We start from the raw sequence: 26,428 nt of genomic DNA, 5'->3' as shown, positions 1-26,428 counted from the left end.
ACAGCGCCCTCGGAACTCAGTATCGGCGGTGCGAATGCTGGCCGATGAGCGGGAGGCGGTGCTTGTGGCCGTTTGAGACCGAGTCGCCCGCAAAGGGACGCAAAGCACCGACTCCCGCAGTGATGAATGAGCTTAACCGGCGACCAGCACCCGAATTGCCTCCAGGCGCAGCGCGGCTTTTTCAAGCATCGCCAGGCCCTGCTCGCGTTGCTGACGCAGCGCCACCAGCTCGCTGTCGCGCACGGTCGGGTTAACCGCCTGCAACGCGGTCAGGCGCGCCAGCTCTTCATCGGTATCGGCAGCCAGGCGACGTTGTGCTTCGGCCACGCGCTCGGCGTGACGGGGGGCAATCTTCGCTTCCCCGGCGTTGATCTTCGGCGTCAGGTTGTCGCGCTGGGCCTGGATGAACTTGTTGGCGCTGGCCCGTGGCACACTTTCCAACTGGTCGTTCAGGGTCTCGAAGGCGACGCGGGTCGACAGGTCGTTGCCATTGGCATCCAGCAGGCAGCGCAGGGCGGCCGGTGGCAGGTAGCGACCCAATTGCAGCGAGCGCGGGGCGACCACCTCGCTGACATACAGCAGCTCCAGCAGCACGGTGCCCGGCTTCAGCGCCTTGTTCTTGATCAGCGCCACGGCGGTGTTGCCCATCGAGCCGGACAGCACCAGATCCATGCCGCCCTGCACCATCGGGTGTTCCCAGGTGATGAACTGCATGTCTTCGCGCGACAGCGCTTGGTTGCGATCGTAGGTGATGGTCACGCCTTCATCGTCGCCCAGTGGGAAGCTGGCGTCGAGCATCTTCTCGCTCGGCTTGAGGATCAGGGCGTTTTCCGAGTGGTCTTCGCTGTCGATGCCAAAGGCGTCGAATAGAGTTTCCATGTAGATCGGCAGAGCGAACTGGTCATCCTGCTCATGGATCGCCTCGACCAGCGCGTCGCCTTCGCCGGCACCGCCGGAGTTGAGTTCAAGCAGACGGTCGCGACCGGTGTGCAGTTCGGCTTCCAGGCGCTCGCGCTCGGTCCGGGCTTCGTCAACCAGTGCTTGCCATTCGCCATCGTCGCCGCCTTCGAGCAGCGGCAGCAGGCGCGGGCCGAACTGGTGCTGTAGGGCGTTGCCGGTCGGGCAGGTGTTGAGGAAAGCGTTCAGCGCCTGGTGATACCACTGGAACAGGCGCTCTTGCGGGCTGGTCTCCAGGTACGGTACATGCAGTTCGATCACGTGTTTCTGGCCGATCCGGTCAAGACGACCGATCCGCTGTTCCAGCAGGTCAGGGTGCGACGGCAGATCGAACAACACCAGATGATGGGAGAACTGGAAGTTGCGACCTTCACTGCCGATTTCCGAGCAGATCAGCACCTGGGCGCCGAATTCCTCGTCGGCGAAATAGGCCGCGGCGCGGTCACGCTCGAGGATGTTCATGCCCTCGTGGAACACTGTGGCCGGAATACCGGAACGCACGCGCAGGGCATCCTCCAGGTCCATGGCGGTTTCGGCGTGGGCGCAGATCACCAGTACTTTGGTGCGCTTGAGCATTTTCAACTGATCGATCAGCCACTCGACGCGCGGATCGAAGCGCCACCAGCGTTGTTCTTCGTTGGCGTCCGGCTGGGACTGGAAGCTGACTTCCGGGTACAGTTCGGCGTGTTCGCCCAGCGGCAGTTCCAGGTATTCGTCCGGGGTTGGCAGTGGATAGGCGTGCAGCTTGCGCTCTGGGAAACCCCGCACGGCGGCGCGGGTGTTGCGAAATAGCACGCGGCCGGTGCCATGGCGGTCCAGCAGTTCGCGGACCAAACGGGCGCTGGCTTCGCTATCGCCGGCGTTGACGGCGGTGAGCAGCGCTTCGCCTTCGTCACCGAGGAAACCTTGAATGGTCTTGTGCGCGGCGGGAGACAGGCGACCTTGATCCAGCAGTTCCTGCACCGCTTCGGCCACTGGGCGATAGTTTTCGCTTTCGGCGCGGAAGGTCGCCAGGTCGTGGAAACGATTCGGGTCGAGCAGGCGCAGACGGGCGAAGTGGCTGTCCTGGCCCAGTTGCTCGGGGGTGGCGGTCAGCAACAGGACGCCGGGAATGGTCTCGGCCAACTGTTCGACCAGGACGTATTCCGGGCTTGCCCGCTCTTCATGCCAGACCAGATGGTGGGCCTCGTCGACCACCAGTAGATCCCAGCCGGCGGCGAACAGCGCATCCTGGGCCTTCTCGTCTTCGACCAGCCACTCTAGGGCGACCAGGGCTAGTTGGGTGTCTTCGAACGGATTGCTGGCATCGCTTTCGATAAAGCGCTCGGCATCGAACAGTGCGACCTGCAGGTTGAAGCGCCGACGCATTTCCACCAGCCACTGGTGCTGGAGATTCTCCGGTACCAGGATCAGTACGCGGCTGGCGCGACCGCTGAGCAACTGACGATGGATCACCAGGCCGGCCTCGATGGTCTTGCCCAGGCCGACCTCGTCCGCCAGCAGGACTCGGGGCGCGATGCGGTCGGCGACTTCCCGGGCGATGTGTAACTGGTGCGCGATGGGTTGCGCACGGACACCGCCCAGGCCCCAGAGCGAAGACTGCAACTGGCGGCTGGTGTGTTCCAGGGTGTGGTAGCGCAGGGAGAACCACGCCAATGGGTCGATCTGCCCGGCGAACAGGCGGTCGCTGGGCAGGCGGAACTGGATGAAGTTCGACAACTGGGTTTCCGGCAGCGTGACGACTTCGTTCTGCGCGTTGAGGCCGTGGTAGACCAGCAGTCCGTCGACATCGTCGACTTCACGCACGGTCATCTTCCAGCCTTCGAAGTGGGTAATGGTGTCACCGGGCGAGAAACGCACACGGGTGAGAGGCGCATTCCTCAGCGCGTACTGGCGAGTGTCGCCAGTGGCCGGATAGAGCACGGTCAACAAGCGGCCGTCCTGTGCCAGAACGGTGCCCAAACCCAGCTCGGCTTCGCTGTCACTGATCCAGCGTTGCCCCGGTTGATAGTGCTGCGCCATGCTGCCTGACTCCCGCCTTGAAAAAGCCCAGTATCTTAACGGAATCGACGCTTTCAGGCCAAAGGCTCATTGATCTGTGGTCAATCAACGAATGGGGCCCCTGTTGAGAAACCGCACAGCACAAGACTCACAGTCGCCACGATGACGTTCGTCGGGACGCATGGCGCCCTTGAACGATACTCAGGTCACAGTTTCGCGACCGACGGCTCAAGTCGCCGATCTCGCGGCCGACAGCCTGCCGACAGGAGAGAAAAACCATGCTGCCACCGCTGCTACCCTTGAGCGTCCTGCCGGTGACTTCCCAGCAGGACCCTATCCGGCCGCGACCGGATATCCCGCCCGTGGTGCCGGTTCAGGAAAGCTCCCGCGAAAGTACCATCGACTTGCAAAAGCGCGACCCTGAAGAGGCCGCATGGCTGCTGCGTGAAGAGCAGCGGCGCCAGCAGGAACGGCAGCAGCGCCGGCGCGAGGCCGACGATGATCCTGAGCGTCACCTGGCGGTGCCGGGCGACGAATTGAACACCGATCATACTGTGCCGGTGGTGGCGCTGATGGAAGAACAGCCGCGTCAGGGCCTGTTGGTCGATGTCGAGGTCTGAAATCCTTTCGCGGGCAATTGACGTAGGAGCTGTGGCGGCAGGCCGATCTCCTCCCAGATCATCAGCGCAGGAAGGTCCTATATCTACGATCCTCGGCAGCCATTCGGACGCGGCGATTGGCCCGTGCGGACACATTTTAATCGGCAATGAGCGGGTTTCACGACTGGTCAGCGCAGGCGCTTGCCTTCATTATTAGGTGATTAGGCGAGTCGAAGTGAATGGCTTCGGCTGAATTCGACAGATAGCGATGCAGTGATCATGAGCCAAGACGACAAGCTGATCGACCTGAATACCGAGCGGACCAAACGTGTCCATGATCTCAACGAGAAGCGCCTGAATGAAGTTCGCCAGGCGTTCGAGCAGGCGCTGCCTTTGGGCAAGGCCAAGAAAAAACCGAAGAACAAGCCGAAAAAACGCTGATAGTCGTGCTGAAACTTGATGCACGTCAGTTAATTTGTTTCCCCCCGCCCGATTCCGGGCGGCATTGACTTCGGTCAATTTTCTTCCGTGCCGGTTTGGCTAACTTAGCCCTAGCGCAACAGCATAAAGGCGGGAGGTCAGTCATGTTTTTCGATAACGTGGTCATTGCCGGGGTACTGACGGTGAGCCTCATGGTGATGTTCCTCGCAGGGTTCGGTTTTTTTATCTGGAAAGACTCACATAAGCGCAAAGCGCCCTAGGTTTTTCCAGGGGACGAGCACGCAAGGCATTTTGGGCGACTTCGGTCGCCTTTTTTTTACCTTATCGTTTCTGATTGTTAGAAACAGATGTCTGGAGGGTAGTCGTTGAGCTGGTGAATGTTGGCCTTGTTCTGGCCGGTGTAGTCTGGAACTGGAAGCCATAAAAAAGGTGCAATCCAAAGATCACACCTTTTTTGTGTCACTGAAAACGACTCAGCTGCCGAGCAGCTTCGAGGCGAGCCAGAACAATCCGGCGGACAGCCCTACGGTCGCCGGTAAGGTCAGCACCCAGGCCAGCAGGATGGTCTTGATCGTGCTGCTTTGCAGTCCGCTCTTGTTCGCCACCATAGTACCCGCGACACCCGACGACAACACGTGAGTGGTCGAGACCGGCAAGGCGAAAATATTCGCCAGGCCGATCATGCAAGCGGTGGTGATCTGTGCCGACATGCCTTGGGCATAGGTCATGCCCTGCTTGCCGATCTTCTCGCCAATGGTCAGCACCACCCGCTTCCAGCCGACCATCGTGCCCAGGCCGAGGGCCAGGGCTACCGCCAGAATCACCCAGAACGGCGCGTATTCGGTGGTGGTGGTCAGGTCTTTGCGCAGTTTCTCCAGATCCGCCTTCTCACGCTTATCCAGGCCAGGCAGCTTGCCGACTTTTTTCGCGGTGTCATCCAGGCAAAGCAGGTAACGACGGACTTCGATGCGCGTTTCCGGCGACAGCGAATGGTAGTCGGTCACACCCTTGAGATTGTTCAGCAGGGCGGCAATCGTCGGTTCGGTCTGCTGCGGGTTGCAACGGAACTTGCCCGGTAGGTCATTCTGCACGCTTTTGCCCAGGGCCAGGAACTCGCTCAGGGTCGCGTTGTTGCGCTGATAGAACTGGCTCAAGTGCAATGTCGCGTCACGGGTACGCTCGATCTGGTAGGTCGTGGTGCTCAGGTCGAGGACGAACTGTGCCGGTACGATACCGATCAGCACGAGCATGATCAGCCCGATACCTTTCTGGCCATCGTTGGAACCGTGCACGAAGCTCACGGCCATGGCGGAAACCACCAGCACCAGGCGATTCCAGAAGGGCGGATGCTTTTTGTCGTCGATCTTGCGGCGCTGTTCCGGGGTTTTATGCATTTTCGACAACGGGCGCCACCACTTCAGGCCTATCAGTACCAGGCCGGCGACCAGCATGCCGGCCAGCGGCGAGAAGACCAGCGAGGCCCCGATATCGATTGCCTTCTGCCAGTTGACCCCGTCAGCCAGCGGAATATCGTTGAGCAGGGCGTTGGCCAGGCCGACACCTAAGATCGAGCCGATCAGGGTATGGGAGCTCGACGCCGGGATGCCGAAGTACCAGGTACCCAGGTTCCAGGTAATGGCAGCGGCCAGTAGCGAGAACACCATCGCCAGGCCGTGGCCTGTATTGACGTTGATCAGCAGTTCCACCGGCAGCAGATGCACGATGGCATAGGCGACACCGACACCGCCGAGCAAGACGCCGAAGAAGTTGAATACACCGGAAGAGAACACCGCGAGATGCGGCGGCATGGCTTTGGTGTAAATCACTGTGGCAACCGCGTTAGCGGTGTCATGAAAGCCGTTGATGAACTCGAAGCTGAGGACAAAGGCGAGGGCAAGCAACAGGCTCAAAAGAACCCAAGCATCCAGTCCGCTGAATAAATCAATCATGAAGGTTTTCTGACCCGGTCATAAGGGGGCGCGATTATGCCAGAAAAGCCCGTTAATCGATGCACTAGCTGCTCACCGGTAACATTCTTCAATGAAAAAAAAAGTAGGAAGGCGTTAAACCTCAATTTTTTTGTGTGTTTATCAACTGTATGATTTCATTGAGGATATCCAATGAGTATCAGGCTTCGACGAGGAAATGAAAGGCCGAAACCATTGTGTGAAATTTCTGCGTGAGGGCCTGCCGGGGCATCATCCAACCCGATGGGGCGTTCGAAGCCGGGGGCGGCGCGGGTAGCGCAAGCTGCTGCCGTCCATAAGCCTGACTTAACCCGGATAAGCGAGACCAGTTGCAAAGGGCAAGCCTCACAAGGTTCAAAACCGCAGTGCTTAAGGCTCTTCGACTTTGAGTTCCTTTTCCATTTTTTGCAGTTCCTGGGTAAATGCCAGATCCAGGAGGCTGGCTCGTTTGCGCCAGGGTTTGCGTTCTGGTTCGGGTTGTGCAGCGTAGGTGGTAATTTCCCCGCCGTAAACATCCTTGTAACGTTGCTCCTGGCGCTCAAGTTCCGCGCGCAGTTCGTCTTTTGTCACTGTGTTACCTAATTTGAGTTGATAAGGTTTCCCGGCGATACGTAATACGGCAGTTCCACGAACTCCGGTGACGTATCGGAACGGTTTATAGTCGTTGGCTCTGGACAACGTTTCGGCAGAACAGCAGCGCCATGCACCAGAGCGAGATCGACAGGGAAAGCACCGTCATGATAAGCGTTTCCCGGTTCCACAAAACGCAGCCATCCACGTTCAACATTGGTCTCGGGCTGGAGAGCAAGGCTCTCGACACCACGACAGAACCAGACGGTTCGAATGTCATATGCGGAGTATAACGACCGGTTTGAATAATACTATCGCGAAGTAGGGATGGCCCGTCAACTTTGTGTGTGAGTTTTGTTGCGTAGGAGTTATGAACTGTAACTTGAGGACTTGGCGGGATGCTGCCTGTTTTTTGGCGAAAATTTAACCCAGCAAGTTTTGCGCGGGCAGTACTAATTGAAAATGCAGGGCCTGCTCTATATTGAGGGCAGTGTCATGTATCGGCGGTTCGCCGCAAGTCGGGACAACGATCTCATTTCATGGGGAGGCTGTACCGGTGGATATTCCGCCAGGTAGCTGACCAGTATCGCAATTAACCGGGCGACAAGGCGACGTTATAAGTTTCAGGACTTGAGAAGCAATTGCGATTATCGAGTCCATGTTCGATAATCGCCCAATGTCGACTCTGGCCGGCTTATCGCTCAGGCCGATGTCTGCCGGTAAGAGCCGCCGACCGCGTGAACAAGGATCTGGAATGAACGACCCACTGCGTACTGTCTTTAACTTCGTGGCGCCGCCTATCGTCGCCTCGCCCGCCAAGCGGATCCAGGCCTTTACCGGTGATCCGGATTTCATGACCTCGCTGGCCCGGGGCCTGGCGGTGGTGCAAGCGTTCCAGGAGCGCAAGCGGCACTTGACCATCGCGCAGATCAGCCATCGCACGGAGATTCCCCGGGCGTCCGTGCGCCGTTGCCTGCATACGCTGATCAAACTCGGCTATGCCACTACCGATGGACGTACCTATTCGCTGTTGCCCAAGGTCTTGACTCTGGGTCATGCCTATTTGTCTTCGACTCCGCTGGCTGTGTCGGCCCAGCCTTATCTGGATCGCATGAGCGAACAACTCCACGAAGCCTGCAACATGGCCACGCTGGAGGGCGATGACATCCTCTATATTGCCCGCTCGGCCACGACCCAGCGGCTGATCTCGGTCGATCTTTCCGTGGGCGGGCGGCTGCCGGCCTATTGTACCTCCATGGGCCGGATCCTACTGGCCGCATTGGACGATGCATCGCTGCAGGAATACCTCGACCATGTCGACCTGCCAGCCAAAACCAGCCGTACCCTGCGCACCCCCGAAGCCTTGCTCGAATGTCTGTTGCAAGTTCGCCAGCAAGGCTGGTGCATCGTCGACCAGGAGCTTGAACCGGGTCTGCGCTCAATCGCCGTGCCGATCTATGACGCCTCGGGCCAGGTGCTGGCGGCCCTGAACGTGAGCACTCATGCCGGACACGTCAGCCGCAGTGAGCTGGAGCAGCGGTTCCTGCCGAACATGCTCAGTGCCAGTCGTGACCTCAGCGCCCAAGTGTTTGCCTGAATGTCCCGCATGAGCACTCTCTTCAAAAGTGCTCTCCCGCTGCTGCCGTTTACACTGAAGCGGTTTGCCTGAGCGTCATTCGTTCTATATTGATAGCTTGCAAACAATCGGTTCGATAATCGAACACTTAGTCGGTTATCGGCTTGTTTGCCCCCCAGCCCCGACTTAATCTGGTTTCACTCCGGCGCTGAACCTCGCGCCTTTTTCTTCCACGCTGGCTTGTTGAAACCGGGAGTCTGCATCCATGGCTGAAATCCTTTCGCTGCATGAAGCGGTGAAGCAGTTCGTCAACGACGGTGACACCGTCGCTCTTGAAGGCTTCACTCATCTGATTCCGACCGCAGCAGGTCATGAAATCATTCGTCAGGGCAAGAAAGACCTGACACTGGTGCGGATGACCCCCGACCTGATCTACGACCAGTTGATCGGTGCCGGTTGCGCCCGCAAGCTGATCTTCTCCTGGGGTGGCAACCCAGGTGTCGGTTCCCTGCATCGCCTGCGCGATGCGGTCGAGAAACACTGGCCCCATGATCTGGAAATCGAAGAGCACAGCCACGCCGACCTGGCCAATGCCTACGTTGCGGGTGCTTCTGGCCTGCCATTCGCGGTACTGCGTGCCTACGCCGGTTCCGATCTGCCCAAGGTCAACCCGTTGATCAAGAGCGTGACCTGCCCGTTCACCGGTGAGGTGCTTGCCGCCGTGCCTTCGGTTCGACCCGATGTCACGGTGATCCACGCGCAGAAAGCCGACCGCCAGGGCAATGTGCTGCTATGGGGGATTCTCGGGGTGCAGAAGGAGGCCGCCCTGGCCGCCAGGCGGTGCATCGTCACGGTCGAGGAAATTGTCGATGACTTGAACGCGCCGATGAACTCCTGTGTCTTGCCGACCTGGGCGTTGAGCGCGGTCTGTCATGTACCAGGTGGCGCGCATCCGTCCTATGCCCATGGCTACACCGAGCGCGACAACCGTTTCTATCAGGCCTGGGACCCGATTGCCCGTGACCGTGAAACCTTTACCGCCTGGATCGCTGAATACATCCATGGCACGGCGGACTTCGCCGAGTTCCAGGCCAAGCTGGCCCGTGCGTCGGAGGCAAAATAATGACCTACACCACCAATGAAATGATGACCGTCGCCGCGGCCCGTCGCCTGAAGAACGGCTCGGTCTGCTTTGTCGGTATCGGCCTACCGTCCAAGGCTGCCAACCTGGCACGATTGACCTCTTCGCCGGATGTGGTGCTGATCTACGAATCCGGCCCGATCGGTGCCAAGCCCAGCGTATTGCCGCTGTCCATCGGTGACGGCGAACTGGCGGAAACCGCCGACACCGTGGTGCCCACCGGCGAGATTTTCCGCTATTGGCTGCAAGGTGGGCGGATCGACGTCGGTTTCCTCGGGGCCGCTCAGGTCGACCGTTTTGGCAATATCAACACCACGGTAGTGGGCGATTACTTCTCGCCCAAAGTCCGCTTGCCAGGGGCCGGCGGAGCACCGGAGATCGCCGGTTCGGCGAAGAGCGTACTGATTATTCTCAAGCAATCGGCCCGCTCCTTCGTCGATAAGCTGGACTTCATCACGTCGGTCGGCCACGGCGAAGGCGGCGATTCGCGCAAGCGTCTCGGGCTACCGGGTGCCGGTCCGGTGGGCATCATTACCGACCTGTGCATCATGGAGCCGGAAGCGCACAGCCACGAATTTATCGTCACAGCCCTGCATCCAGGTGTGACCCGTGAACAGGTGATCACCGCCACGGGTTGGCCTGTGCGTTTCGCCGAGCAGGTGGACAGTACCGCGGCTCCAACCGAAATCGAGCTGGCCGCCTTGCGTGATCTGGAAGCCCGTACCGCTGCCGCCCATGGCCAAGCCCCTGGAGAAGCCTGATGCGTGAAGTCTTTATCTGTGATGCCGTTCGCACGCCGATTGGCCGTTTCGGTGGTGGCCTGGCCGGCGTGCGCGCCGATGATCTGGCCGCTGTGCCGATCAAGGCACTGATGGAGCGCAACCCATCGGTAAACTGGAACGAAGTCGATGAAGTGTTTCTCGGCTGCGCCAACCAGGCCGGCGAGGACAACCGCAACGTCGCGCGCATGGCGTTGCTGCTGGCGGGTCTGCCGCAGAGCATTCCCGGTGTGACACTCAATCGTCTCTGCGCCTCCGGGATGGATGCAATCGGCACCGCGTTCCGCGCCATTGCCAGCGGTGAGATGGAGTTGGCGATTGCTGGCGGTGTGGAATCCATGTCGCGTGCCCCGTTCGTGATGGGCAAGGCCGACGCGGCGTTTTCCCGCAATATGAAGCTGGAAGACACCACCATCGGCTGGCGCTTTATCAATCCGTTGATGAAGGCCCAGTACGGTGTAGATTCGATGCCGCAGACCGCCGACAACGTAGCGGACGACTATCAGGTATCCCGTGCCGACCAGGATGCCTTCGCTCTGCGCAGCCAGCAACGCACGGCGGCGGCCCAGGCCGCCGGTTTCTTCGGCGAAGAAATCGTGCCGGTGCGCATTGCCCATAAAAAGGGTGAGACCCTGGTCGAGCAAGATGAGCATCCACGGGCCGATACCACGCTGGAAGCCCTGGGCCGACTCAAGCCGATCAATGGCGCGGACAAGACGGTCACTGCCGGCAATGCTTCCGGTGTCAACGATGGTTCCGCGGCGCTGATCCTGGCCTCTGCCGAGGCGGTGAAAAAACATGGCCTGAGGGCTCGTGCCCGAGTGCTCGGCATGGCCAGCGCCGGGGTCGCCCCGCGAGTCATGGGCATCGGTCCGGTGCCGGCGGTGCGCAAGTTGACCGAACGCCTGGGGCTGGCGGTCAGCGACTTCGACGTTATCGAGTTGAATGAGGCCTTCGCCAGTCAGGGGCTGGCGGTGCTGCGCGAACTGGGAATCGCTGATGATGCGCCACAGGTCAATCCGAACGGCGGGGCGATTGCCCTCGGTCATCCCCTGGGCATGAGCGGTGCGCGTCTGGTGCTGACGGCGCTCCATCAACTGGAAAAGATCGGCGGCAGCAAGGGCCTGGCGACCATGTGCGTAGGCGTCGGACAGGGGCTGGCGCTGGCGATTGAGCGGATCTGAGATCCGTAGGCAATAGAACAGAAGCCCGAATGATGGCCAAGTACCGTCATTTGGGCGATTGTTCTTGCGCAACAGGTGTGTTGCGAAGTATGTCTAGGCAACTAGCCTTCCTACGAGTGAGTAAATATGACAACAACAACGATGCCGTACACCAGCGAGGAACGCAGCAAAAGGATCTTTGCCATCGTCGGTGCGTCTTCCGGTAATCTGGTCGAATGGTTTGACTTCTATGTCTATGCCTTCTGTGCCATCTATTTCGCCCCGGCCTTTTTCCCTTCCGACGATCCGACGGTACAACTGCTGAACACCGCCGGCGTGTTTGCCGCCGGCTTTCTGATGCGGCCGATCGGCGGCTGGTTGTTTGGCCGCGTCGCGGACAAGCACGGGCGCAAGAATTCGATGATGATCTCGGTGCTGATGATGTGTGCCGGCTCCCTGGTCATCGCCTTCCTGCCGACCTACGCCAGCATCGGTGCCTGGGCTCCGGCGCTGCTGCTGATGGCGCGGCTGTTCCAGGGGCTGTCGGTGGGCGGCGAGTACGGCACTACCGCAACCTACATGAGTGAGGTGGCGTTGCGCGGCCAGCGTGGCTTCTTTGCCTCGTTCCAGTACGTGACCCTGATTGGCGGCCAATTGCTGGCGGTGCTGGTCGTGGTGATCTTGCAACAGTTCCTGACCGAGCCCGAACTCAAGGCCTGGGGCTGGCGCATACCGTTCGTGATCGGCGCCATCGCGGCGGTGATCTCATTGTTGCTGCGTCGCTCCTTGAAGGAAACCACCAGCAAGGAAACTCGCCAGGACAAAGACGCCGGCAGTATCCGGGCCTTGTTCCGTGATCACAAGGCGGCGTTTATCACCGTGCTTGGTTACACCGCTGGCGGCTCGTTGATTTTCTATACCTTCACCACGTATATGCAGAAATACCTGGTGAACACTGCGGGGATGACGGTCAAGACCGCCAGCTACATCATGACCGGCGCGCTCTTTCTTTATATGTGCATGCAGCCGCTGTTCGGCATGCTCTCGGACAAGATTGGCCGACGTAATTCGATGCTCTGGTTCGGTGGCCTGGGCACCTTGTGCACAGTGCCGATTCTGTTAGCTCTGAAGACGGTGACCAATCCGTTCCTGGCCTTGGTACTGATCACCTTGGCCCTGGCAATTGTCAGCTTTTACACGTCCATCAGCGGCCTGGTCAAAGCCGAGATGTTCCCGGTGCAGGTGCGCGCGCTGGGTGTCGGTCTGGCCTACGCGGTGGCGAACGCCCTGTTTGGCGGTTCGGCGGAATACGTGGCCTTGAACCTCAAGTCAGTGGGGATGGAAAACGCCTTCTATTGGTATGTGACGGCGATGATGGTCGTTGCCTTTCTGTTCAGCCTGCGCCTGCCGAAACAGGCGGCGTACCTGCACCACGATCACTGATTGGCCTGCGCGCCCGCCTCGGGCGCGCATTTACCAGGGATTTTGTTATGCCGCGACCGAGCAACCAATTGTTCGATGCCTACTTTATCGCCTGCGATATGGGTGAGGTGTTCTCCGATCAGGGCCGGGTCCAGGCGATGCTGGACTTCGAGGCCGCTCTGGCTCGTGCGCAGGCGCGGGTCGGACTGATTCCCCAGGCGGCTGTTGTGCCTATTGAGGCCGCCTGTCGGGCCGAACTCTATGACTTTTCTGCCCTCGGCGAAGCCATCGCCACAGCCGGCAACTCGGCAATCCCGCTGGTCAAGGCCCTGGGCAAACAGATCGCCGTCGCCGATGCCGAAGCCGAGCGTTATGTACACCTGGGCGCCACCAGCCAGGATGTGATGGACACTGGTCTGGTATTGCAATTGCGCGGCGCCTGGCAACTGATTGACCGTGATCTGCAGCGCCTGGGTGAAGTACTGGTGTCCCAGGCTCGGCGTTATGCGGCCACGCCACTGGCCGGACGGACATGGCTGCAACAGGCGACCCCGGTCACTCTGGGCATGAAGATCGCCGGCTGGCTGGGAGCCATCACCCGCCATCGACAGCGTTTGCGTGAGCTGCAACCGCGTTTGTTCAGCCTGCAATTTGGCGGGGCGTCGGGCACGCTTGCGGCGTTGGGTGATCAGGCGATGCCGGTGGCCGAAGCGCTGGCGGCCGAACTGCAACTCGGCCTGCCGGAGCAGCCCTGGCACACTCAGCGCGATCGCCTGGTGGAGTTCGGCGCCGTGCTCGGATTGGTCGCCGGCAGCCTGGGCAAGCTGGGGCGTGATATCAGCCTGCTGATGCAGACCGAGGCAGCGGAAGTCTTCGAACCGTCGGCGCCGGGCAAGGGGGGATCCTCGACCATGCCGCACAAGCGCAACCCAGTAGGCGCCGCCGTGCTGATCGCGACGGCGACTCGGGTTCCGGGGTTGCTCTCGACCCTGTTCAGTGCCATGCCCCAGGAACACGAACGCAGTCTCGGCTTGTGGCATGCCGAATGGGAGACCCTGCCGGAGATTTGCCGGTTGGTCTCCGGGGCCTTGCAGCAGGCGTTGATTGTCGGCAAGGGCCTGGAAGTCGACCCGGCGCGAATGCTCGAAAACCTCGACCTGACCCAGGGACTGTTACTGGCGGAGGCGGTGAGCATCGTCTTGGCCCAGCGACTGGGCCGCGACACCGCCCACCACTTGCTGGAGCAATGCTGCCAGCGGGCTGTCGCTGAACGGCGTCACCTGCGTGCGGTGCTAGGCGATGAGCGGCAAGTGACCGCTCAATTGTCCGCCGACGAACTGGATCGCCTGCTCGACCCTGCCCACTATCTCGGCCAGGCGCGGACCTGGGTCGAACGTGCCGTGGCTGACCACTTGGCTTTTACCTGAAGGAGATTACCGTGGCTTTTGTACAACTGGCCGAAGGCCAACTGAATTACCGGCTCGATGGCCCGCAGGGTGCTCCGGTACTGGTGTTATCCAACTCCCTGGGCACCGATCTGGGCATGTGGGATACCCAGATACCGGCGTTCTGCGAGCACTTCCAGGTGCTGCGCTACGACACCCGTGGCCATGGTCGCTCGCTGGTCACCGAAGGGCCATACAGTATTGAGCAACTGGGTCAGGACGTGTTGGCGCTGCTCGATGCATTGCAGATCGAACGCGCACATTTCTGTGGTTTGTCCATGGGAGGCTTGATCGGCCAGTGGTTGGGGATTCATGCCGGCGAGCGCCTGAACAAACTGATCGTGTGCAACACGGCGGCAAAGATCGGTGATGCGAGCATATGGAACCCGCGTATTGAAACCGTGCTGCGCGACGGTGAGGCAGCCATGCGTGCCTTGCGCGATGGGGCCATTTCGCGCTGGTTCACGCCGGACTTCTGTGCCCGTCAGCCGGAGCGGGTCACGCCGATTACCGACATGCTCGCTGCCACATCGCCGCAAGGTTATGCGGCCAACTGCTATGCCGTGCGCGATGCCGATTTCCGCGAGCATGTCAGTGCAATCCAGGTGCCTCTGCTGGTGATTTCGGGCAGCGAAGACGCGGTGACGCCACCGTCGGGCGGGATGTTTATCCAGCAGCAGGTGAAGGGCGCCAAGCACGCCGAAGTCCATGCCGCCCATCTGTCGAATGTCCAGGCCGGCGATGACTTCAGCCGCCGGGTATTGGATTTCCTGCTGGCCAAGGTTTGAGGAGCATGATCGTGGACGAAAAACAACGTTACGCCGAAGGTCTGCAAGTACGTCGCGCCGTGCTGGGTGATGCCCATGTCGAGCGCAGCCTGAACAACCTGACCGAGTTCAATTCGGAGTTCCAGGAAATGATCACCCGCCATGCCTGGGGCGATATCTGGACGCGACCGGGGCTACCCCGGCACACCCGCAGCCTGATCACCATTGCCATGTTGATCGGCATGAATCGCGGCGACGAGCTCAAGCTGCACCTGCGCGCGGCGGCCAACAACGGTGTAACCCGCGAGGAGATCAAGGAGGTGCTGATGCAGAGTGCGATCTACTGTGGGATTCCGGCGGCTAATGCGACCTTCCATATGGCGGAGTCGGTGTGGGACGAGTTGGGTGTCGAGTCCCGCTCCTGAGCAACGTGGCGGTTCCTGTGCGGTGATGAGCACGATGCCCTCTCCCTTCGGGACGGAGAGGGCAGAAAGTGGGTACGGTCTCATCTCAAGTCCTGCTCCGTTCCTTGCAGCGACGGCTTGATGATATCTTGGTTGCGCAACTGTCTTGACCTGGACCAGGCCAACCTCATGAAATCGGTTTTCGCTGTTCTCTCGATGCTCGCGCTCGCTGTTGGCCTGAGCGGCTGTATCGGCCCGCCGATGCCTTTGACCCCAGGCACGGAGCAAGCCCTGCGCATGCAGGCGCCGATCCGTTTCCTGCTGACTTTCGATGACGGCCCCAGCGCATCGAGTTTCTACAACCCGACCGCTTCAGTGCTCGACGACTTGGCCGCCAACCCGATCCAGCCAGGGATCAAGGCGTTGTTCTTTGTCCAGACCCGTGCTCCAAGGGCTGGCAACAGCGATATCGGTCGTGCGCTGATGCGGCGCGAGCATGCCGAGGGGCATATCCTGGGCTTTCACACCGCAACCCACTGGCACACCAATCATCGCTCGCTGAGTGCGCAGGAACTGGAGCAATCCCTTCTCGATGGCAGTGCCGATATCGCGGCGATCACCGGAGAACCGCCGACCCTCCTGCGCCCGCCATTCTGGAATTACGACAAACGCACCTTCGCCGCTTATCAGCGACATGGCCTGCGGGTATTGTTGACCGACTTGAGCGCCAATGATGGCAAGGTCTGGGGGATTACCGCCAGCCCGCAGCGCCGGGCCAACTTGCTCAAGCACTTGGCCGAGGTGCGTGAACAGATCGCCCGTGGCGAGATGCCGGCGGTCGATGGGGTGATCCCGGTGGTGGTGACTTTCCATGACCTTAATCGCTACACCGCCCGGCATATGCAGGAGTATCTGCAGATCCTCATGGACTGTGCGCGGGACACCGGCGTGCGCACCGCCGAACAGCCGTTCTATACGGATCGTCCGGCCTTGTTGCGGGCGGTGATGGCTCGCACAGTGGCCGACAGTTCCGTTCCCGTGCAACTGCCCGGCTTCTGGAATTGGTGGTGGGACAGCAATTCACACTAGTGGCTTGGACGGTGAATTCGCTAGCTCAAGCTTGGAGGCCGGCAGGCCACTAGCTGACGATCGGACGTTTTTCGCCGAACGCGTCGCCGCGAACAAACTGGTGTGGTCGCGCGCGCGACCTGTGAGAGATCAGCTATAACGAAAAATGCTCCGTATCGAAAGATACGGAGCATTTTTCGTTATGGCGATGTGGATTGCTAGCCTCTCACACAGCCTGCGACGGCGTTGTGTTGCGTCGCGGCAGAGGCTTCAACCCTTCGATGCCGTTTGGTTGATCGGGCGGGTTTGAGCGGTCTGCTCATTCCAGCCACCGCCGAGGGCCTTGTACAGGTTGACCTCGCTGGTGAGCTGCGACAGGCGATCGCTGATCAGCGACTGCTGGGCAGTGAACAACTGGCGCTGGGCATCCAGGAAGGTCAGGTTGCTGTCGACACCAATGCGGTAGCGCCGCTCGGCCAGACGGTAGTAATCCTGGTTGGCGGCAACCAGATCGCGCTGAGCCTGCAACTGTTGGTTGAAGGTCTGGCGCGCGGCCAGGCCATCGGAGACTTCCTTGAAGCCGGTCTGGATCGCTTTCTCGTAGTTGGCCACGCCGATGTCCTTCTGGATCTTCGAGTAATCCAGGCTGGCTCGCAGACTGCCGGCGTTGAAGATCGGAATACTGATATTGGGCGAGAACAACCAAGTCCCCGAACCGCCCTTGAACAGGCCGCCGAGGTCGGGGCTCAGGGTCCCGGCATTGGCGGTCAGGCTGATGTTCGGGAAGAAGGCGGCCCGGGCCGCGCCGATATTGGCGTTGGCGGCCATCAATTGGTGCTCGGCGCCCAGAATGTCCGGACGACGTTGCAGCAACTCCGATGGCAGGCCGGCGGGCAACTCGCTGAGCAAATCGGCCGACAGCGGCTGGGCCGCCGGCAGGTTGGCCGGAATGGCGGCTCCCAGCAGCAAGGTCAGGTTGTTCTGGTCTTCGGCCATCTGGCGGGTGAATTGCGCCAGCTTGACTCGCGCTCCTTCGACCGAAGTGCGCGACTGGCTCAGGTCCAGGGCAGAGGCGACGCCGACTTCATTGCTGCGCGCGGTCAGCTTGTAGCTTTCCTCGTAGGCCGCGAGGGTGTCCTGGGTCAGCTTGAGCAGTTCTCTGTCGGCCTGCCAGGTCAGGTAAGCATTGGCGACGCTGGCCACGAGACTGATCTGGGTGGTGCGGCGAGCCTCTTCGCTGGCGAAGTAAGTCTGCAGTGCCTGTTCGCTCAAACTGCGGATACGCCCAAACAGGTCCAGCTCATAAGAACTGACCCCGAGAGTCGCCGAGTATTGGCTGTTGATCCCCGCATTGCCGCTTGACGATGCGTTGGCCGGCAGGCGCTGGCGGCTGCCGTTGCCGTTGGCGTCGATGGCGGGGAACAGATCGGCACGCTGGATCCGGTATTGGGCACGGTAGGCCTCGATGTTCAGCGCCGCGACGCGCAGGTCGCGGTTGTTTTCCAAGGCGACCTGGATCAGCTGTTGCAAGGCCGGATCGTTGAAGAACTGGCGCCAGCCTTGTTCGGCGGCCGCGACGTTCGCCGCCTGATCCGGCGAGTAGGCCGGTCCTTGCGGGTACTGTGGCGCTATCGGCGCTTGCGGGCGTTGGTAGTCAGGAATCAACGAGCAACCGCTGAGCACGAAGGCGGCGACCGCTATATGAAGAAGGGACTTGCTCATTGACCAGCCTCGTTGCTTGGAGTTTCAGGAGTGTGTGGCTGCTTGTGCGTCTTCTCGCCGCCGATAGACGACACGGTCACGAAGAACAACGGCACCCAGAAAATCGCCAGAATCGTCGCGGTGATCATACCGCCAATTACGCCGCTGCCGATGGCATGTTGGCTACCCGAGCCGGCGCCGGTGGCAATCGCCAGTGGCACCACGCCGAGGATGAAGGCCAGGGACGTCATGATGATCGGCCGCAGACGCATGCGGCAGGCTTGCACCGCTGCATCGATCAAGCTGTGGCCCTGTTCATGCAGTTCCTTGGCGAACTCCACGATCAGGATGGCGTTTTTCGCCGCCAGCCCGATGGTGGTCAACAGGCCCACCTGGAAGTACACATCGTTGGACAGCCCGCGCAAAGTGGTCGCCAGCAGCGCACCGACAATCCCCAGCGGCACCACCAGTATCACAGCGATCGGAATCGACCAGCTTTCGTACAGTGCGGCAAGACACAGGAATACCATCAGCAAAGATAGGGCGAACAACGCCGGTGCCTGGGAGCCGGACAGGCGCTCCTCGTATGATAGGCCTGTCCAGGAAATACCCACGCCTGCCGGAAGTTTCTTGGCAATAGCCTCGACTTCAGCCATAGCCTGGCCGGTGCTGTAACCTGGAGCCGGCGAGCCGAGAATCTCCATGGCTTCGACGCCGTTGTAGCGCGACAGCTTCGGTGCACCGTAAATCCACTGGCCCTTGGCGAAGGCGGAGAAGGGCACCATCTCGCCCTTGCTGTTGCGTATGTACCACTTCTCTAGGTCTTCAGGGCTCATCCGGGCGCTGGGCTGGCCCTGCACGTAGACCTTCTTCACCCGACCACGATCAATGAAGTCATTGATATAGTTGCCGCCCAGGGCAATCGACAGGCTGCTGTCGATGTCCGCCAGGGACACCCCCAGGGCGCTGGCCCGTTCGTTGTCGATGCTCAACTGGTACTGCGGTTCGTCGTTCAGGCCGTTCGGACGTACTTGCGTGAGTACTTTGCTCTGGGCCGCCATGCCGAGGAACTGGTTACGCGCCGCCATCAGTCTGTCATGGCCGATACCGGCCTGGTCCTGCAGGTACACGTCGAAACCGGTGGCGTTACCCAACTCCAATACCGCCGGTGGGGCAAAGGCGAACACTTTCGCGTCGCGAAACGAAAAGAAATGCTGCTGGGCACGGGCCGCCAGGGCGAACACATTGTTGGCGGTGGAGCGCTCGTCCCAGGGCCTGAGCATGATGAAGGCCATGGCCGAACTCTGCCCGCGACCGGCGAAGTTGAAGCCGTTTACGGTAAACACCGAAGCCACCGTGTCGGTTTCCTTGGTCAGCAGGTACTCGCGCATTTTGTCGATCACTACCTGGGTCCGTTCGGCGCTCGAACCGGCCGGAGTCTGGACTTGGGCAAAGAGCACGCCCTGGTCTTCTTCGGGCAGGAACGACGTCGGAATGCGCATGAACAGCCAGATCATGCCGACAAGGATGATCACATAGACCAGCAGGTACGGCGCCTTGTGGCGCAGGATGCCGCTCACCGTGCGCTCGTAGCCACGCACGCCACGGTCGAAATTGCGGTTGAACCAGCCGAAGAAGCCCCGCTTCGCCGTGCCGTGATCACCCTTGGCAATCGGCTTGAGCATGGTGGCGCAGAGTGCCGGGGTGAAGATCAGGGCAACCATCACCGACAGAGCCATGGCCGAAACGATGGTGATCGAGAACTGCTTGTAGATCACCCCGGTCGAACCGCCGAAGAACGCCATCGGCAGCAGTACCGCCGAAAGCACCAGGGCGATACCCACCAGTGCGCCCTGGATCTGCCCCATGGATTTCTTGGTGGCTTCCTTGGGCGACAAGCCTTCCTCGCTCATCACGCGCTCGACGTTTTCCACCACGACGATGGCATCGTCCACCAGCAGGCCGATGGCGAGCACCATGGCGAACATGGTCAGGGTGTTGATGCTGAAACCGGCCGCCGCGAGGATCCCGAAGGTCCCCAGCAACACCACCGGGACGGTCATGGTGGTGATAATGGTGGCGCGGAAATTCTGCAGGAACAGGAACATCACCAGAAACACCAGTACGATCGCTTCGACCAGGGTTTCAATCACCCCCTTGATCGACTCTGTCACCACCGGGGTGGTGTCGTATGGGAATACCACTTTCACGCCTTGCGGAAAGAACGGTTCAAGGTTGGAGATGGTCTTGCGCAGGGCCTTAGCGGTGTCCAGGGCGTTGGCTCCGGCGGCGAGTTTTACTGCCATGCCGGAGGCTGGTTTACCGTTGAACTGAGCGCTGACGCTGTAATTTTCACCCCCGAGGCCGACGTCGGCGACATCGCCCAGGCGCACTTGTGAACCGTCCTGGTTGACCTTGAGCAGAATCGCCTTGAATTGCTCGGCGGTCTGCAGGCGGGTCTTGCCGATAATGGTCGCGTTCAACTGCTGGCCGGGCATGGCCGGCAGACCACCCAGTTGCCCGGAGGACACTTGGACGTTCTGTGCGGCAATGGCGTTCTTGACGTCCACCGGGGTCAGCTTGTAGTTGTTCAGCTTGGCCGGGTCGAGCCAGATGCGCATCGCGTACTGGGCACCGAACACCTGGAAGTCGCCGACACCGGAGGTTCGCGAGATCGGGTCCTGCATGTTGGAGACGATGTAGTTCGACAGGTCATCCTTGGTCATGCTGCCGTCGGTCGATACCACGCCGATGACCATCAGGAAGTTCTTCACCGATTTGGTCACGCGGATGCCCTGGCGTTGCACTTCTTCCGGTAGCAACGGGGTCGCCAGGTTCAGCTTGTTCTGCACCTGGACCTGCGCGGTATCCGGGCTGGTGCCCTGCTCGAAGGTCGCGGTAATGGTCATGCTGCCGTCGGAGTTACTTTCCGAGGCTACATAACGTAGGTTGTCGATGCCGTTGAGCTGTTGCTCGATCACCTGGACCACGGTGTCCTGCACGGTCTGCGCCGAGGCGCCCGGATAGGTCACGGCAATCGCGATAGCCGGCGGTGCGATGGCCGGGTACTGGTTGATCGGCAATTTGAGGATCGATAGAGCCCCGACTAACATGATCACCAGGGCGATAACCCAGGCGAAAATGGGCCGATCGATAAAAAATTTCGACATGGTTTATTCCCCTTTGCTGCCGGCGGCTTTATCTGTTGCCGGTGCAGGGGGCGGGTTGGCTACCTTCACATTGCTGGCTTCGGTGGGCTGGACTTCAATGCCGGGCTGCACGAACTGGAGACCTTCGGTGATCACCCGGTCGCCGGCGTTCAAGCCCTCCTCGATCAGCCATTGACTGCCCAGGGTACGGCTGGCCTTGAGCCGACGCAGCTCGACCTTATTGTCCGGACCGACCACCAACGCGATCGGGGTGCCCTTGAGGTCACGGGTCACGCCTTGCTGTGGCGCGAGAATGGCGGCACTGTTCACGCCGGCCTGCAATTGAGCATGTACGAACATGCCCGGCAGCAGGGTGTGATCGGGGTTCGGGAACACCGCGCGCAGGGTCACCGAGCCGGTGGTTTCATCCACGGTGACTTCCGAGAATTTCAGCTTGCCTTCCTGCGGGTACGAGCTACCGTCTTCCAGGATCAGCTTGACCGTTGCGGCGTTGTCGCCAGCCTTCTGCAGGCGCCCGCTTTCCAGCTCGCGGCGCAGTTGCAATAGCTCGGCGGTGGATTGCGTCACGTCGACGTAGATCGGGTCGAGTTGCGAAATCGTCGCCATGGCCTCGGCCTGGCCGGAGCTGACCAGGGCGCCTTCGGTTACCGACGAGCGACCGATACGCCCAGACAACGGCGCCAATACCTTGGTATAGCGCACGTTGATCTGAGCGCTTTGCAGGGCGGCTTCCGATTGCAAGCGATTGGCGACGGCGGTGTCGTATTCCTGGCGGCTGACAGCCTGTTCGTTCACCAACTGCTTGTAGCGGTCGGAAATCGAACGGGTCGATTGCAGGTTCGCTTCGGCGCTCTTGAGGGTTGCTTCATAGACCGAGGGATCGATTTGATAAAGCTGCTGACCGGCTTTGACGTCGCCGCCTTCCTTGAACAGGCGTTTGAGAATGATGCCGTTGACCTGGGGACGGACCTCGGCGATGCGATAGGCGCTGGTTCGACCTGGAAGCTCGGACGTCAGGGTGAAGGCCTGGGTTTGCAGGGTAACGACACCGACCTGAGGTGCGGGAGGGGCTGGCGCGGCGGCCTTTTCCTCTTTACATCCGCTGAGCAGCGATGCCAGGGCGACGGCGGTGACCAGAGTGGTAATAGCTGGCTTGCGTTGCATGAGGGGCCTCGAGTCAAGCGCGCACGATGCGCACAAGAATAGTGGAAGGGTATTAAAGGTGATCCGGCTGGATAAATAGGTTGCTAATGAATATACTTACATTCATGGTTGTTTGTAAATACGTGCGCTTTTCATGACCGTCGTGACAAAGCACTGGATTCATTTCGGGAAAAGGCATAAGAATCGCCGCCCGTCGTTAAGCTCGGATTAGGCCATGGGCCATCCGAGGCACCCTGATTGAGGTTTTACCGCCATGGTCCGTCGCACCAAAGAGGAAGCCCGGGAAACCCGGAGCCAGATACTCGAAGCTGCCGAAAAGGCGTTCTACGAGCGTGGTGTGGCACGCACTACCCTGGCCGATATCGCGACCCTGGCAGGTGTGACACGTGGTGCCATCTACTGGCATTTCAGCAACAAGGCTGATCTGGTGCAGGCGATGCTCGACTCGTTGCGCGAGCCGTTGGATGACCTGGCCAAGGCCAGTGAAAACCGCGAGGAGCTTGATCCATTGGGCTGCATGCGTCAGTTGTTGGTGCATTTCTTTCAGCGGGTTGCCCTTGACCCGAAAGTCCGGCGCATCAATGAAATTTTGTTTCATAAGTGTGAGTTCACCGATGAAATGTGTGATCTGCGTCGCCAGCGACGCGCTGCCAGCGCGGACTGCAATATGCACATCGAGCTGGCCTTGCGTAATGCGGTGAATAGAGGGCAGCTTCCCGAGAGCCTCGATACAGCTCGCGCAGCCATCAGTATCCATGCCTGGATCGATGGCATTCTCTATCAATGGTTGCTGGCACCCGACAGCTTTGACCTGGCTGACGATGCTCCACGCTGGGTCGATGCAGGATTGGATATGCTGCTCCTGAGCCCCAGCTTGCGCAATTGACTCAAAGTGCGTAATTGAGTCTAGTTGTGTCAATATTTAAGGCTAATAACAAAAAACACTTGGGCTGCCGATAATGGGCAACATTTATATACCTGTGGGCTGAAACTTGGTAGTTAGTCTCCTAAGTATTTTGTAGCAAATTTGTTGCGAGCGTGTAAATGAATGTATCGAACTTGATGCACAAGAGCGCCGAGCAGCCGCTCAAGGGCATTGTCCTGGTCGCAGGGGCGGTGCTGATGTTCGCCAGCCATGACGCCCTGTCCAAGTATCTGTCGGGTTTTTACCCCATCGTGATGGTGGTCTGGGCCCGCTATGTGGTTCATACCTTGTTGATGCTGGCGGTGTTCGTACCTCGCGGCGGCTTTTCGGCGGCGGTACGCACCCGGCGTCCGGGGTTGCAAGTGTTGCGTGCCTTGTGCTTGATCGGCACCAGCCTGTTTTTCACCACCGGCCTGCGTTATATCCCTCTGGCGGAAGCCACCTCAGTCAACTTCCTTGCCCCCTTGCTGGTGACCGCCTTGTCGGTGCCGCTATTGGGCGAACGAGTGAGCCGTAGGCAATGGGCGGCGGTGATCGTAGGCTTTGTCGGGGTATTGATCGTGGTACGACCGGGCGGGGCATTGTTCACCCCGGCGATCCTGCTACCGTTGGGTTCGGCCCTGTGTTTCGGCTTTTATCAACTGCTGACCCGCACTCTCAGCGGGGTTGACAGCCCGACCACCAGCAACTTTCTGACCGGCATCCTCAACAGCCTGATCATGAGTGCGTTGCTGCCGTTTTTCTGGAGTGTCCCCACCTTAGTCCACGGCCTGTTCATGATCGGCCTGGGGACCTGCGGCATGTTCGGCCATATGCTCCTGACCCAGGCTTTGCGGTATGCCGCCCCAGCGACCTTGGCGCCGTTCAGCTACGGGCAGATTCTATTCGCGGGGATGTACGGTTACCTGATTTTCGATCACATGCCGGATATGGTCGCCCTGGTCGGGATCGTGGTGATCTGCCTGAGTGGATTGGCGGTGGCCTGGGGACAGCGCAAGCGCGGTTCACCCCAGACCGGGCATTCATCCATGGCGATTTCTGCTGATAAAAGGTAGCCGGCCAGACTGCTCACAGCGTCTTGGCCGTGGGTTTCTTGCCCCGGAACTTAAGTGACCGTACAGACCGCTAGGGCACTGTCTTTTATCACGTCCATTCGAGCTTTTTCATGACGGTCCTCCTGAAAAAATACAGCGCAGTCCTTATGCTTTAAGTGTTATGCCGATTTTAAGTTTCATGAGCGACCCTCGCGTGGCGCGGAGCTCTCATAAGCGTCGGCTGTTGGAGCAGAGGACTCAACAGGAATGATTTTCGCCCGTGGTGCGGGAATTTTCCATTGCCGTCAGTGAGTGGAGCGACACTGGTGTATCCGGTGAACCGCACTCCACCGGACGCCCGGAGGGCTCAGCTCATGCTGAACTTCACGCTATAGCTGTAGGGGGGAGCCTTGAGTGTCTTGTTCAAGCGGGCCTTGCAGGACGCCGGACGTTCGCCGATCGACTCGGCTTGCCGTGTCCATACCGGCAGGTAGTTGTGATGGGGCGACTGGGCAAAGCGTTGCTGCAGGGAGTGCTGGGCCGCGAAGTGGCACTTGTGTGGCCCCCAGCCGTAGATGAACCAGGCCCTCGGCCCGGCGAGTTTCAGTTCCCGCCGTTCGCCGCCGGCAATGGAAAAGCTTGAAGGCGCCGCGCCGTTCAGGTCGATGCCGGTGCCCAACAGCTCCAGCGGGTGCGAGGAATCGTTGTGGATCTCAACCGCCGTAACGATGCCGGAAGCGAAGGCGGTAAATGAAAGAAGGGCGGAAATGGCTCCGCAAAACAGCGCAATGCTGAAGGATTGCAGCAGGAGGATCATGTTAATTCCTTTTAAGCTGGATCTTGAAAGCAACACCATTCCAGGGTGTTGCACGCCTTCCCATAGAAGAGAAAAACGCCGGGTAAGTATGCAGACTGTGGCGAGGAATACCTGCGACAAGGCGCCCTTTGTCCTGTGAGTGTTCTCCGGTAGTAGTGTAGCGGAATTCGGCAGATACAAAAAAAACCCCAAAAGTCAGGACGGCTGTCCAACTTCTGGGGCTGTTCAAGGCAGGGCCTTTTGCGGCTTTAGTGTATTGCTCGCAGCTTACAGCGTTGGGTAGTCGATGTAGCCGACCGCGCCGTTGCCGTAGAAGGTGTCAGGATTGGCATCGTTCAGCGGTGCGTCGGCCTTCAGGCGCGCTGGCAGGTCCGGGTTGGCAATGAAGGGTACGCCGAAGGCCACGGCATCGGCCTTGCCGCTGCTCAGCCAGGCATTGGCGCTGTCCTTGGTGAAGCGTTCGTTGGCGATGTAAGGGCCACCGAAAGCGGCCTTGAGCTGTGGGCCGAGACTGTCGGTGGCTTCCTTTTCGCGGGAGCAGATAAACGCGATACCGCGCTTACCCAGCTCGCGAGCGACATAGGTGAAGGTTTCCGAGAGGTTCGCGTCGCCCATGTCGTGGATGTCCGCACGCGGTGCCAGGTGCATACCGACACGACCGGCACCCCAGATTTCCACCACGGCATCAGTAACTTCAAGGAGCAGGCGGGCACGATTTTCCAGAGAGCCACCGTAGCTATCGGTACGCTGGTTGGTGCTGCTTTGCAGAAACTGGTCAAGCAGATAGCCGTTGGCACCATGGATTTCCACGCCATCGAAGCCGGCGGCCTTGGCGTTTTTCGCGCCGAGGCGGTAGGCGTCGACGATATCGGCGATTTCAGCGGTTTCCAGTGCCCGCGGCGTCGGGAAGTCGGCCAGTGGACGGACCAGGCTGACGTGGCCCTTGGGTTGAATGGCGCTCGGGGCGACGGGCAGTTCGCCGTTCAGGTATGAAGTATGGGAAACCCGGCCGACGTGCCACAGTTGCAGGAAGATCCGGCCACCGGCGGCGTGTACGGCCTTGGTAACGTTGCTCCAGCCACGTACCTGGTCGTCGGACCAGATGCCGGGGGTGTCGGGGTAGCCGACGCCCATCGGGGTGACCGAGGTCGCTTCGCTGAGGATCAGGCCGGCGGAAGCGCGCTGGACGTAATACTCGGCCATCAGAGCGTTCGGCACACGGCCTTCATCGGCGCGGCAGCGGGTCAATGGGGCCATGATGATGCGGTTCGGCAATTCGAGTTCGCCGAGCTTGATTGGGTCGAAAATAGTTGCCAT

The 26,428-nt window shown here is 60.1% G+C and carries 22 protein-coding genes; 14 read left to right on the top strand and 8 right to left on the bottom strand.

Going from position 1 to position 26,428, the window contains the following annotated elements; translation table 11 throughout:
* Window positions 1–132 precede the first annotated feature (132 nt).
* Window positions 133–2,979 carry an RNA polymerase-associated protein RapA gene (rapA, locus tag BMX68_RS04370; RefSeq protein ID WP_017131029.1) on the bottom strand — a complete coding sequence of 949 codons (2,847 nt, stop codon included), beginning with the start codon at window positions 2,977–2,979 and terminating at the stop codon, window positions 133–135.
* A gap of 257 nt (window positions 2,980–3,236) precedes the next feature.
* Here rapA and BMX68_RS04365 point away from each other — a divergent pair, with 257 nt between their 5' ends.
* From BMX68_RS04365 to ccoM, 3 genes are all read left to right on the top strand, one after another.
* Window positions 3,237–3,578, top strand: a complete 342-nt coding sequence (locus BMX68_RS04365) for a hypothetical protein (RefSeq protein ID WP_017131028.1) — start codon at window positions 3,237–3,239, stop codon at window positions 3,576–3,578.
* A 258-nt stretch (window positions 3,579–3,836) separates the two neighbouring features.
* The gene (locus BMX68_RS25820) at window positions 3,837–3,998 is read left to right on the top strand and encodes a hypothetical protein (protein WP_017131027.1); all 162 of its coding nucleotides are present in this window, start codon (window positions 3,837–3,839) and stop codon (window positions 3,996–3,998) included.
* Between the two features lie 143 nt (window positions 3,999–4,141).
* Entirely contained in the window at window positions 4,142–4,258 is a 117-nt protein-coding gene (ccoM, locus tag BMX68_RS26590) for a cytochrome c oxidase subunit CcoM (RefSeq protein WP_017131026.1), read from the top strand.
* Window positions 4,259–4,471: 213 nt separating this feature from the next.
* Here ccoM and BMX68_RS04360 read toward each other — a convergent pair whose 3' ends face one another.
* Window positions 4,472–5,947: an inorganic phosphate transporter gene (locus BMX68_RS04360; RefSeq protein ID WP_017131025.1), complete on the bottom strand. Its 1,476-nt coding sequence runs from the start codon at window positions 5,945–5,947 to the stop codon at window positions 4,472–4,474.
* 387 nt (window positions 5,948–6,334) lie between these two features.
* Complete coding sequence (locus BMX68_RS04355; RefSeq protein WP_017131024.1) at window positions 6,335–6,535, bottom strand: hypothetical protein; 201 nt, start codon at window positions 6,533–6,535, stop codon at window positions 6,335–6,337.
* 754 nt (window positions 6,536–7,289) lie between these two features.
* Here BMX68_RS04355 and pcaR point away from each other — a divergent pair.
* The 9 genes from pcaR to BMX68_RS04310 all read left to right on the top strand — a co-directional run bounded on the left by pcaR (window position 7,290) and on the right by BMX68_RS04310 (window position 16,321).
* Entirely contained in the window at window positions 7,290–8,132 is an 843-nt protein-coding gene (pcaR, locus tag BMX68_RS04350) for a pca regulon transcriptional regulator PcaR (protein ID WP_017131022.1), read from the top strand.
* 244 nt (window positions 8,133–8,376) lie between these two features.
* Window positions 8,377–9,234, top strand: coding sequence for a CoA transferase subunit A (locus BMX68_RS04345; protein WP_017131021.1), 858 nt, complete (start codon window positions 8,377–8,379; stop codon window positions 9,232–9,234).
* Window positions 9,231–10,013, top strand: a complete 783-nt coding sequence (locus BMX68_RS04340) for a CoA-transferase subunit beta (RefSeq protein ID WP_176987652.1) — start codon at window positions 9,231–9,233, stop codon at window positions 10,011–10,013. Before BMX68_RS04345 ends, BMX68_RS04340 begins: the two co-directional genes overlap by 4 nt.
* Window positions 10,010–11,215, top strand: coding sequence for a 3-oxoadipyl-CoA thiolase (gene pcaF, locus BMX68_RS04335; RefSeq protein ID WP_176986624.1), 1,206 nt, complete (start codon window positions 10,010–10,012; stop codon window positions 11,213–11,215). The genes BMX68_RS04340 and pcaF overlap by 4 nt, the downstream gene beginning before the upstream one ends.
* Window positions 11,216–11,341: 126 nt before the next feature.
* Window positions 11,342–12,637 (top strand): MFS family transporter, encoded by a 1,296-nt coding sequence (locus BMX68_RS04330; RefSeq protein WP_026013074.1) that lies wholly within the window; start codon window positions 11,342–11,344, stop codon window positions 12,635–12,637.
* A 47-nt stretch (window positions 12,638–12,684) separates the two neighbouring features.
* Entirely contained in the window at window positions 12,685–14,043 is a 1,359-nt protein-coding gene (locus BMX68_RS04325) for a 3-carboxy-cis,cis-muconate cycloisomerase (protein WP_017131017.1), read from the top strand.
* Between the two features lie 11 nt (window positions 14,044–14,054).
* Window positions 14,055–14,849, top strand: a complete 795-nt coding sequence (gene pcaD, locus BMX68_RS04320) for a 3-oxoadipate enol-lactonase (RefSeq protein WP_017131016.1) — start codon at window positions 14,055–14,057, stop codon at window positions 14,847–14,849.
* A gap of 11 nt (window positions 14,850–14,860) precedes the next feature.
* Entirely contained in the window at window positions 14,861–15,253 is a 393-nt protein-coding gene (gene pcaC, locus BMX68_RS04315; protein WP_026013073.1) for a 4-carboxymuconolactone decarboxylase, read from the top strand.
* A gap of 168 nt (window positions 15,254–15,421) precedes the next feature.
* Window positions 15,422–16,321 (top strand): polysaccharide deacetylase family protein, encoded by a 900-nt coding sequence (locus BMX68_RS04310; RefSeq protein ID WP_026013072.1) that lies wholly within the window; start codon window positions 15,422–15,424, stop codon window positions 16,319–16,321.
* Between the two features lie 249 nt (window positions 16,322–16,570).
* Here the strand turns inward: BMX68_RS04310 and BMX68_RS04305 are convergent, their stop codons facing one another.
* From BMX68_RS04305 to BMX68_RS04295, 3 genes are read right to left on the bottom strand one after another with little or no spacing between them, the layout of a single operon-like run.
* The gene (locus BMX68_RS04305; protein ID WP_074861892.1) at window positions 16,571–18,022 is read right to left on the bottom strand and encodes an AdeC/AdeK/OprM family multidrug efflux complex outer membrane factor; all 1,452 of its coding nucleotides are present in this window, start codon (window positions 18,020–18,022) and stop codon (window positions 16,571–16,573) included.
* Window positions 18,019–21,171 carry an efflux RND transporter permease subunit gene (locus BMX68_RS04300; RefSeq protein ID WP_017131013.1) on the bottom strand — a complete coding sequence of 1,051 codons (3,153 nt, stop codon included), beginning with the start codon at window positions 21,169–21,171 and terminating at the stop codon, window positions 18,019–18,021. Before BMX68_RS04300 ends, BMX68_RS04305 begins: the two co-directional genes overlap by 4 nt.
* A 3-nt stretch (window positions 21,172–21,174) precedes the next feature.
* Window positions 21,175–22,335, bottom strand: coding sequence for an efflux RND transporter periplasmic adaptor subunit (locus BMX68_RS04295; protein ID WP_017131012.1), 1,161 nt, complete (start codon window positions 22,333–22,335; stop codon window positions 21,175–21,177).
* Between the two features lie 253 nt (window positions 22,336–22,588).
* Here BMX68_RS04295 and emhR point away from each other — a divergent pair, with 253 nt between their 5' ends.
* Together emhR and BMX68_RS04285 are read left to right on the top strand one after the other, a co-directional pair.
* The gene (gene emhR, locus BMX68_RS04290; RefSeq protein WP_017131011.1) at window positions 22,589–23,221 is read left to right on the top strand and encodes an efflux system transcriptional repressor EmhR; all 633 of its coding nucleotides are present in this window, start codon (window positions 22,589–22,591) and stop codon (window positions 23,219–23,221) included.
* A gap of 158 nt (window positions 23,222–23,379) precedes the next feature.
* Window positions 23,380–24,315, top strand: a complete 936-nt coding sequence (locus BMX68_RS04285; protein ID WP_060782838.1) for a DMT family transporter — start codon at window positions 23,380–23,382, stop codon at window positions 24,313–24,315.
* Between the two features lie 346 nt (window positions 24,316–24,661).
* On the opposite strand, the gene BMX68_RS04280 is transcribed toward BMX68_RS04285, so the two are convergent.
* Complete coding sequence (locus BMX68_RS04280) at window positions 24,662–25,111, bottom strand: hypothetical protein (protein WP_017131009.1); 450 nt, start codon at window positions 25,109–25,111, stop codon at window positions 24,662–24,664.
* 267 nt (window positions 25,112–25,378) lie between these two features.
* Window positions 25,379–26,428, bottom strand: coding sequence for an alkene reductase (locus BMX68_RS04275; protein ID WP_017131008.1), 1,050 nt, complete (start codon window positions 26,426–26,428; stop codon window positions 25,379–25,381).

The organism is Pseudomonas agarici (genome assembly GCF_900109755.1).
Taxonomy (GTDB): Bacteria; Pseudomonadota; Gammaproteobacteria; order Pseudomonadales; family Pseudomonadaceae; genus Aquipseudomonas; species Aquipseudomonas agarici.
Note: the sequence above shows the minus strand (reverse complement) of the source record. Positions and strands in the feature narration are given on the sequence as shown.

Coding starts and splice junctions, on each gene's coding strand:
- rapA (WP_017131029.1), bottom strand. CDS start 2,979: ATGGCGCAGCACTATCAACCGGGGCAACGCTGGATCAGTGACAGCGAA.
- BMX68_RS04365 (WP_017131028.1), top strand. CDS start 3,237: ATGCTGCCACCGCTGCTACCCTTGAGCGTCCTGCCGGTGACTTCCCAG.
- BMX68_RS25820 (WP_017131027.1), top strand. CDS start 3,837: ATGAGCCAAGACGACAAGCTGATCGACCTGAATACCGAGCGGACCAAA.
- ccoM (WP_017131026.1), top strand. CDS start 4,142: ATGTTTTTCGATAACGTGGTCATTGCCGGGGTACTGACGGTGAGCCTC.
- BMX68_RS04360 (WP_017131025.1), bottom strand. CDS start 5,947: ATGATTGATTTATTCAGCGGACTGGATGCTTGGGTTCTTTTGAGCCTG.
- pcaR (WP_017131022.1), top strand. CDS start 7,290: ATGAACGACCCACTGCGTACTGTCTTTAACTTCGTGGCGCCGCCTATC.
- BMX68_RS04345 (WP_017131021.1), top strand. CDS start 8,377: ATGGCTGAAATCCTTTCGCTGCATGAAGCGGTGAAGCAGTTCGTCAAC.
- BMX68_RS04330 (WP_026013074.1), top strand. CDS start 11,342: ATGACAACAACAACGATGCCGTACACCAGCGAGGAACGCAGCAAAAGG.
- BMX68_RS04325 (WP_017131017.1), top strand. CDS start 12,685: ATGCCGCGACCGAGCAACCAATTGTTCGATGCCTACTTTATCGCCTGC.
- BMX68_RS04310 (WP_026013072.1), top strand. CDS start 15,422: ATGAAATCGGTTTTCGCTGTTCTCTCGATGCTCGCGCTCGCTGTTGGC.
- BMX68_RS04305 (WP_074861892.1), bottom strand. CDS start 18,022: ATGAGCAAGTCCCTTCTTCATATAGCGGTCGCCGCCTTCGTGCTCAGC.
- BMX68_RS04300 (WP_017131013.1), bottom strand. CDS start 21,171: ATGTCGAAATTTTTTATCGATCGGCCCATTTTCGCCTGGGTTATCGCC.
- BMX68_RS04295 (WP_017131012.1), bottom strand. CDS start 22,335: ATGCAACGCAAGCCAGCTATTACCACTCTGGTCACCGCCGTCGCCCTG.
- emhR (WP_017131011.1), top strand. CDS start 22,589: ATGGTCCGTCGCACCAAAGAGGAAGCCCGGGAAACCCGGAGCCAGATA.
- BMX68_RS04285 (WP_060782838.1), top strand. CDS start 23,380: ATGAATGTATCGAACTTGATGCACAAGAGCGCCGAGCAGCCGCTCAAG.
- BMX68_RS04280 (WP_017131009.1), bottom strand. CDS start 25,111: ATGATCCTCCTGCTGCAATCCTTCAGCATTGCGCTGTTTTGCGGAGCC.
- BMX68_RS04275 (WP_017131008.1), bottom strand. CDS start 26,428: ATGGCAACTATTTTCGACCCAATCAAGCTCGGCGAACTCGAATTGCCG.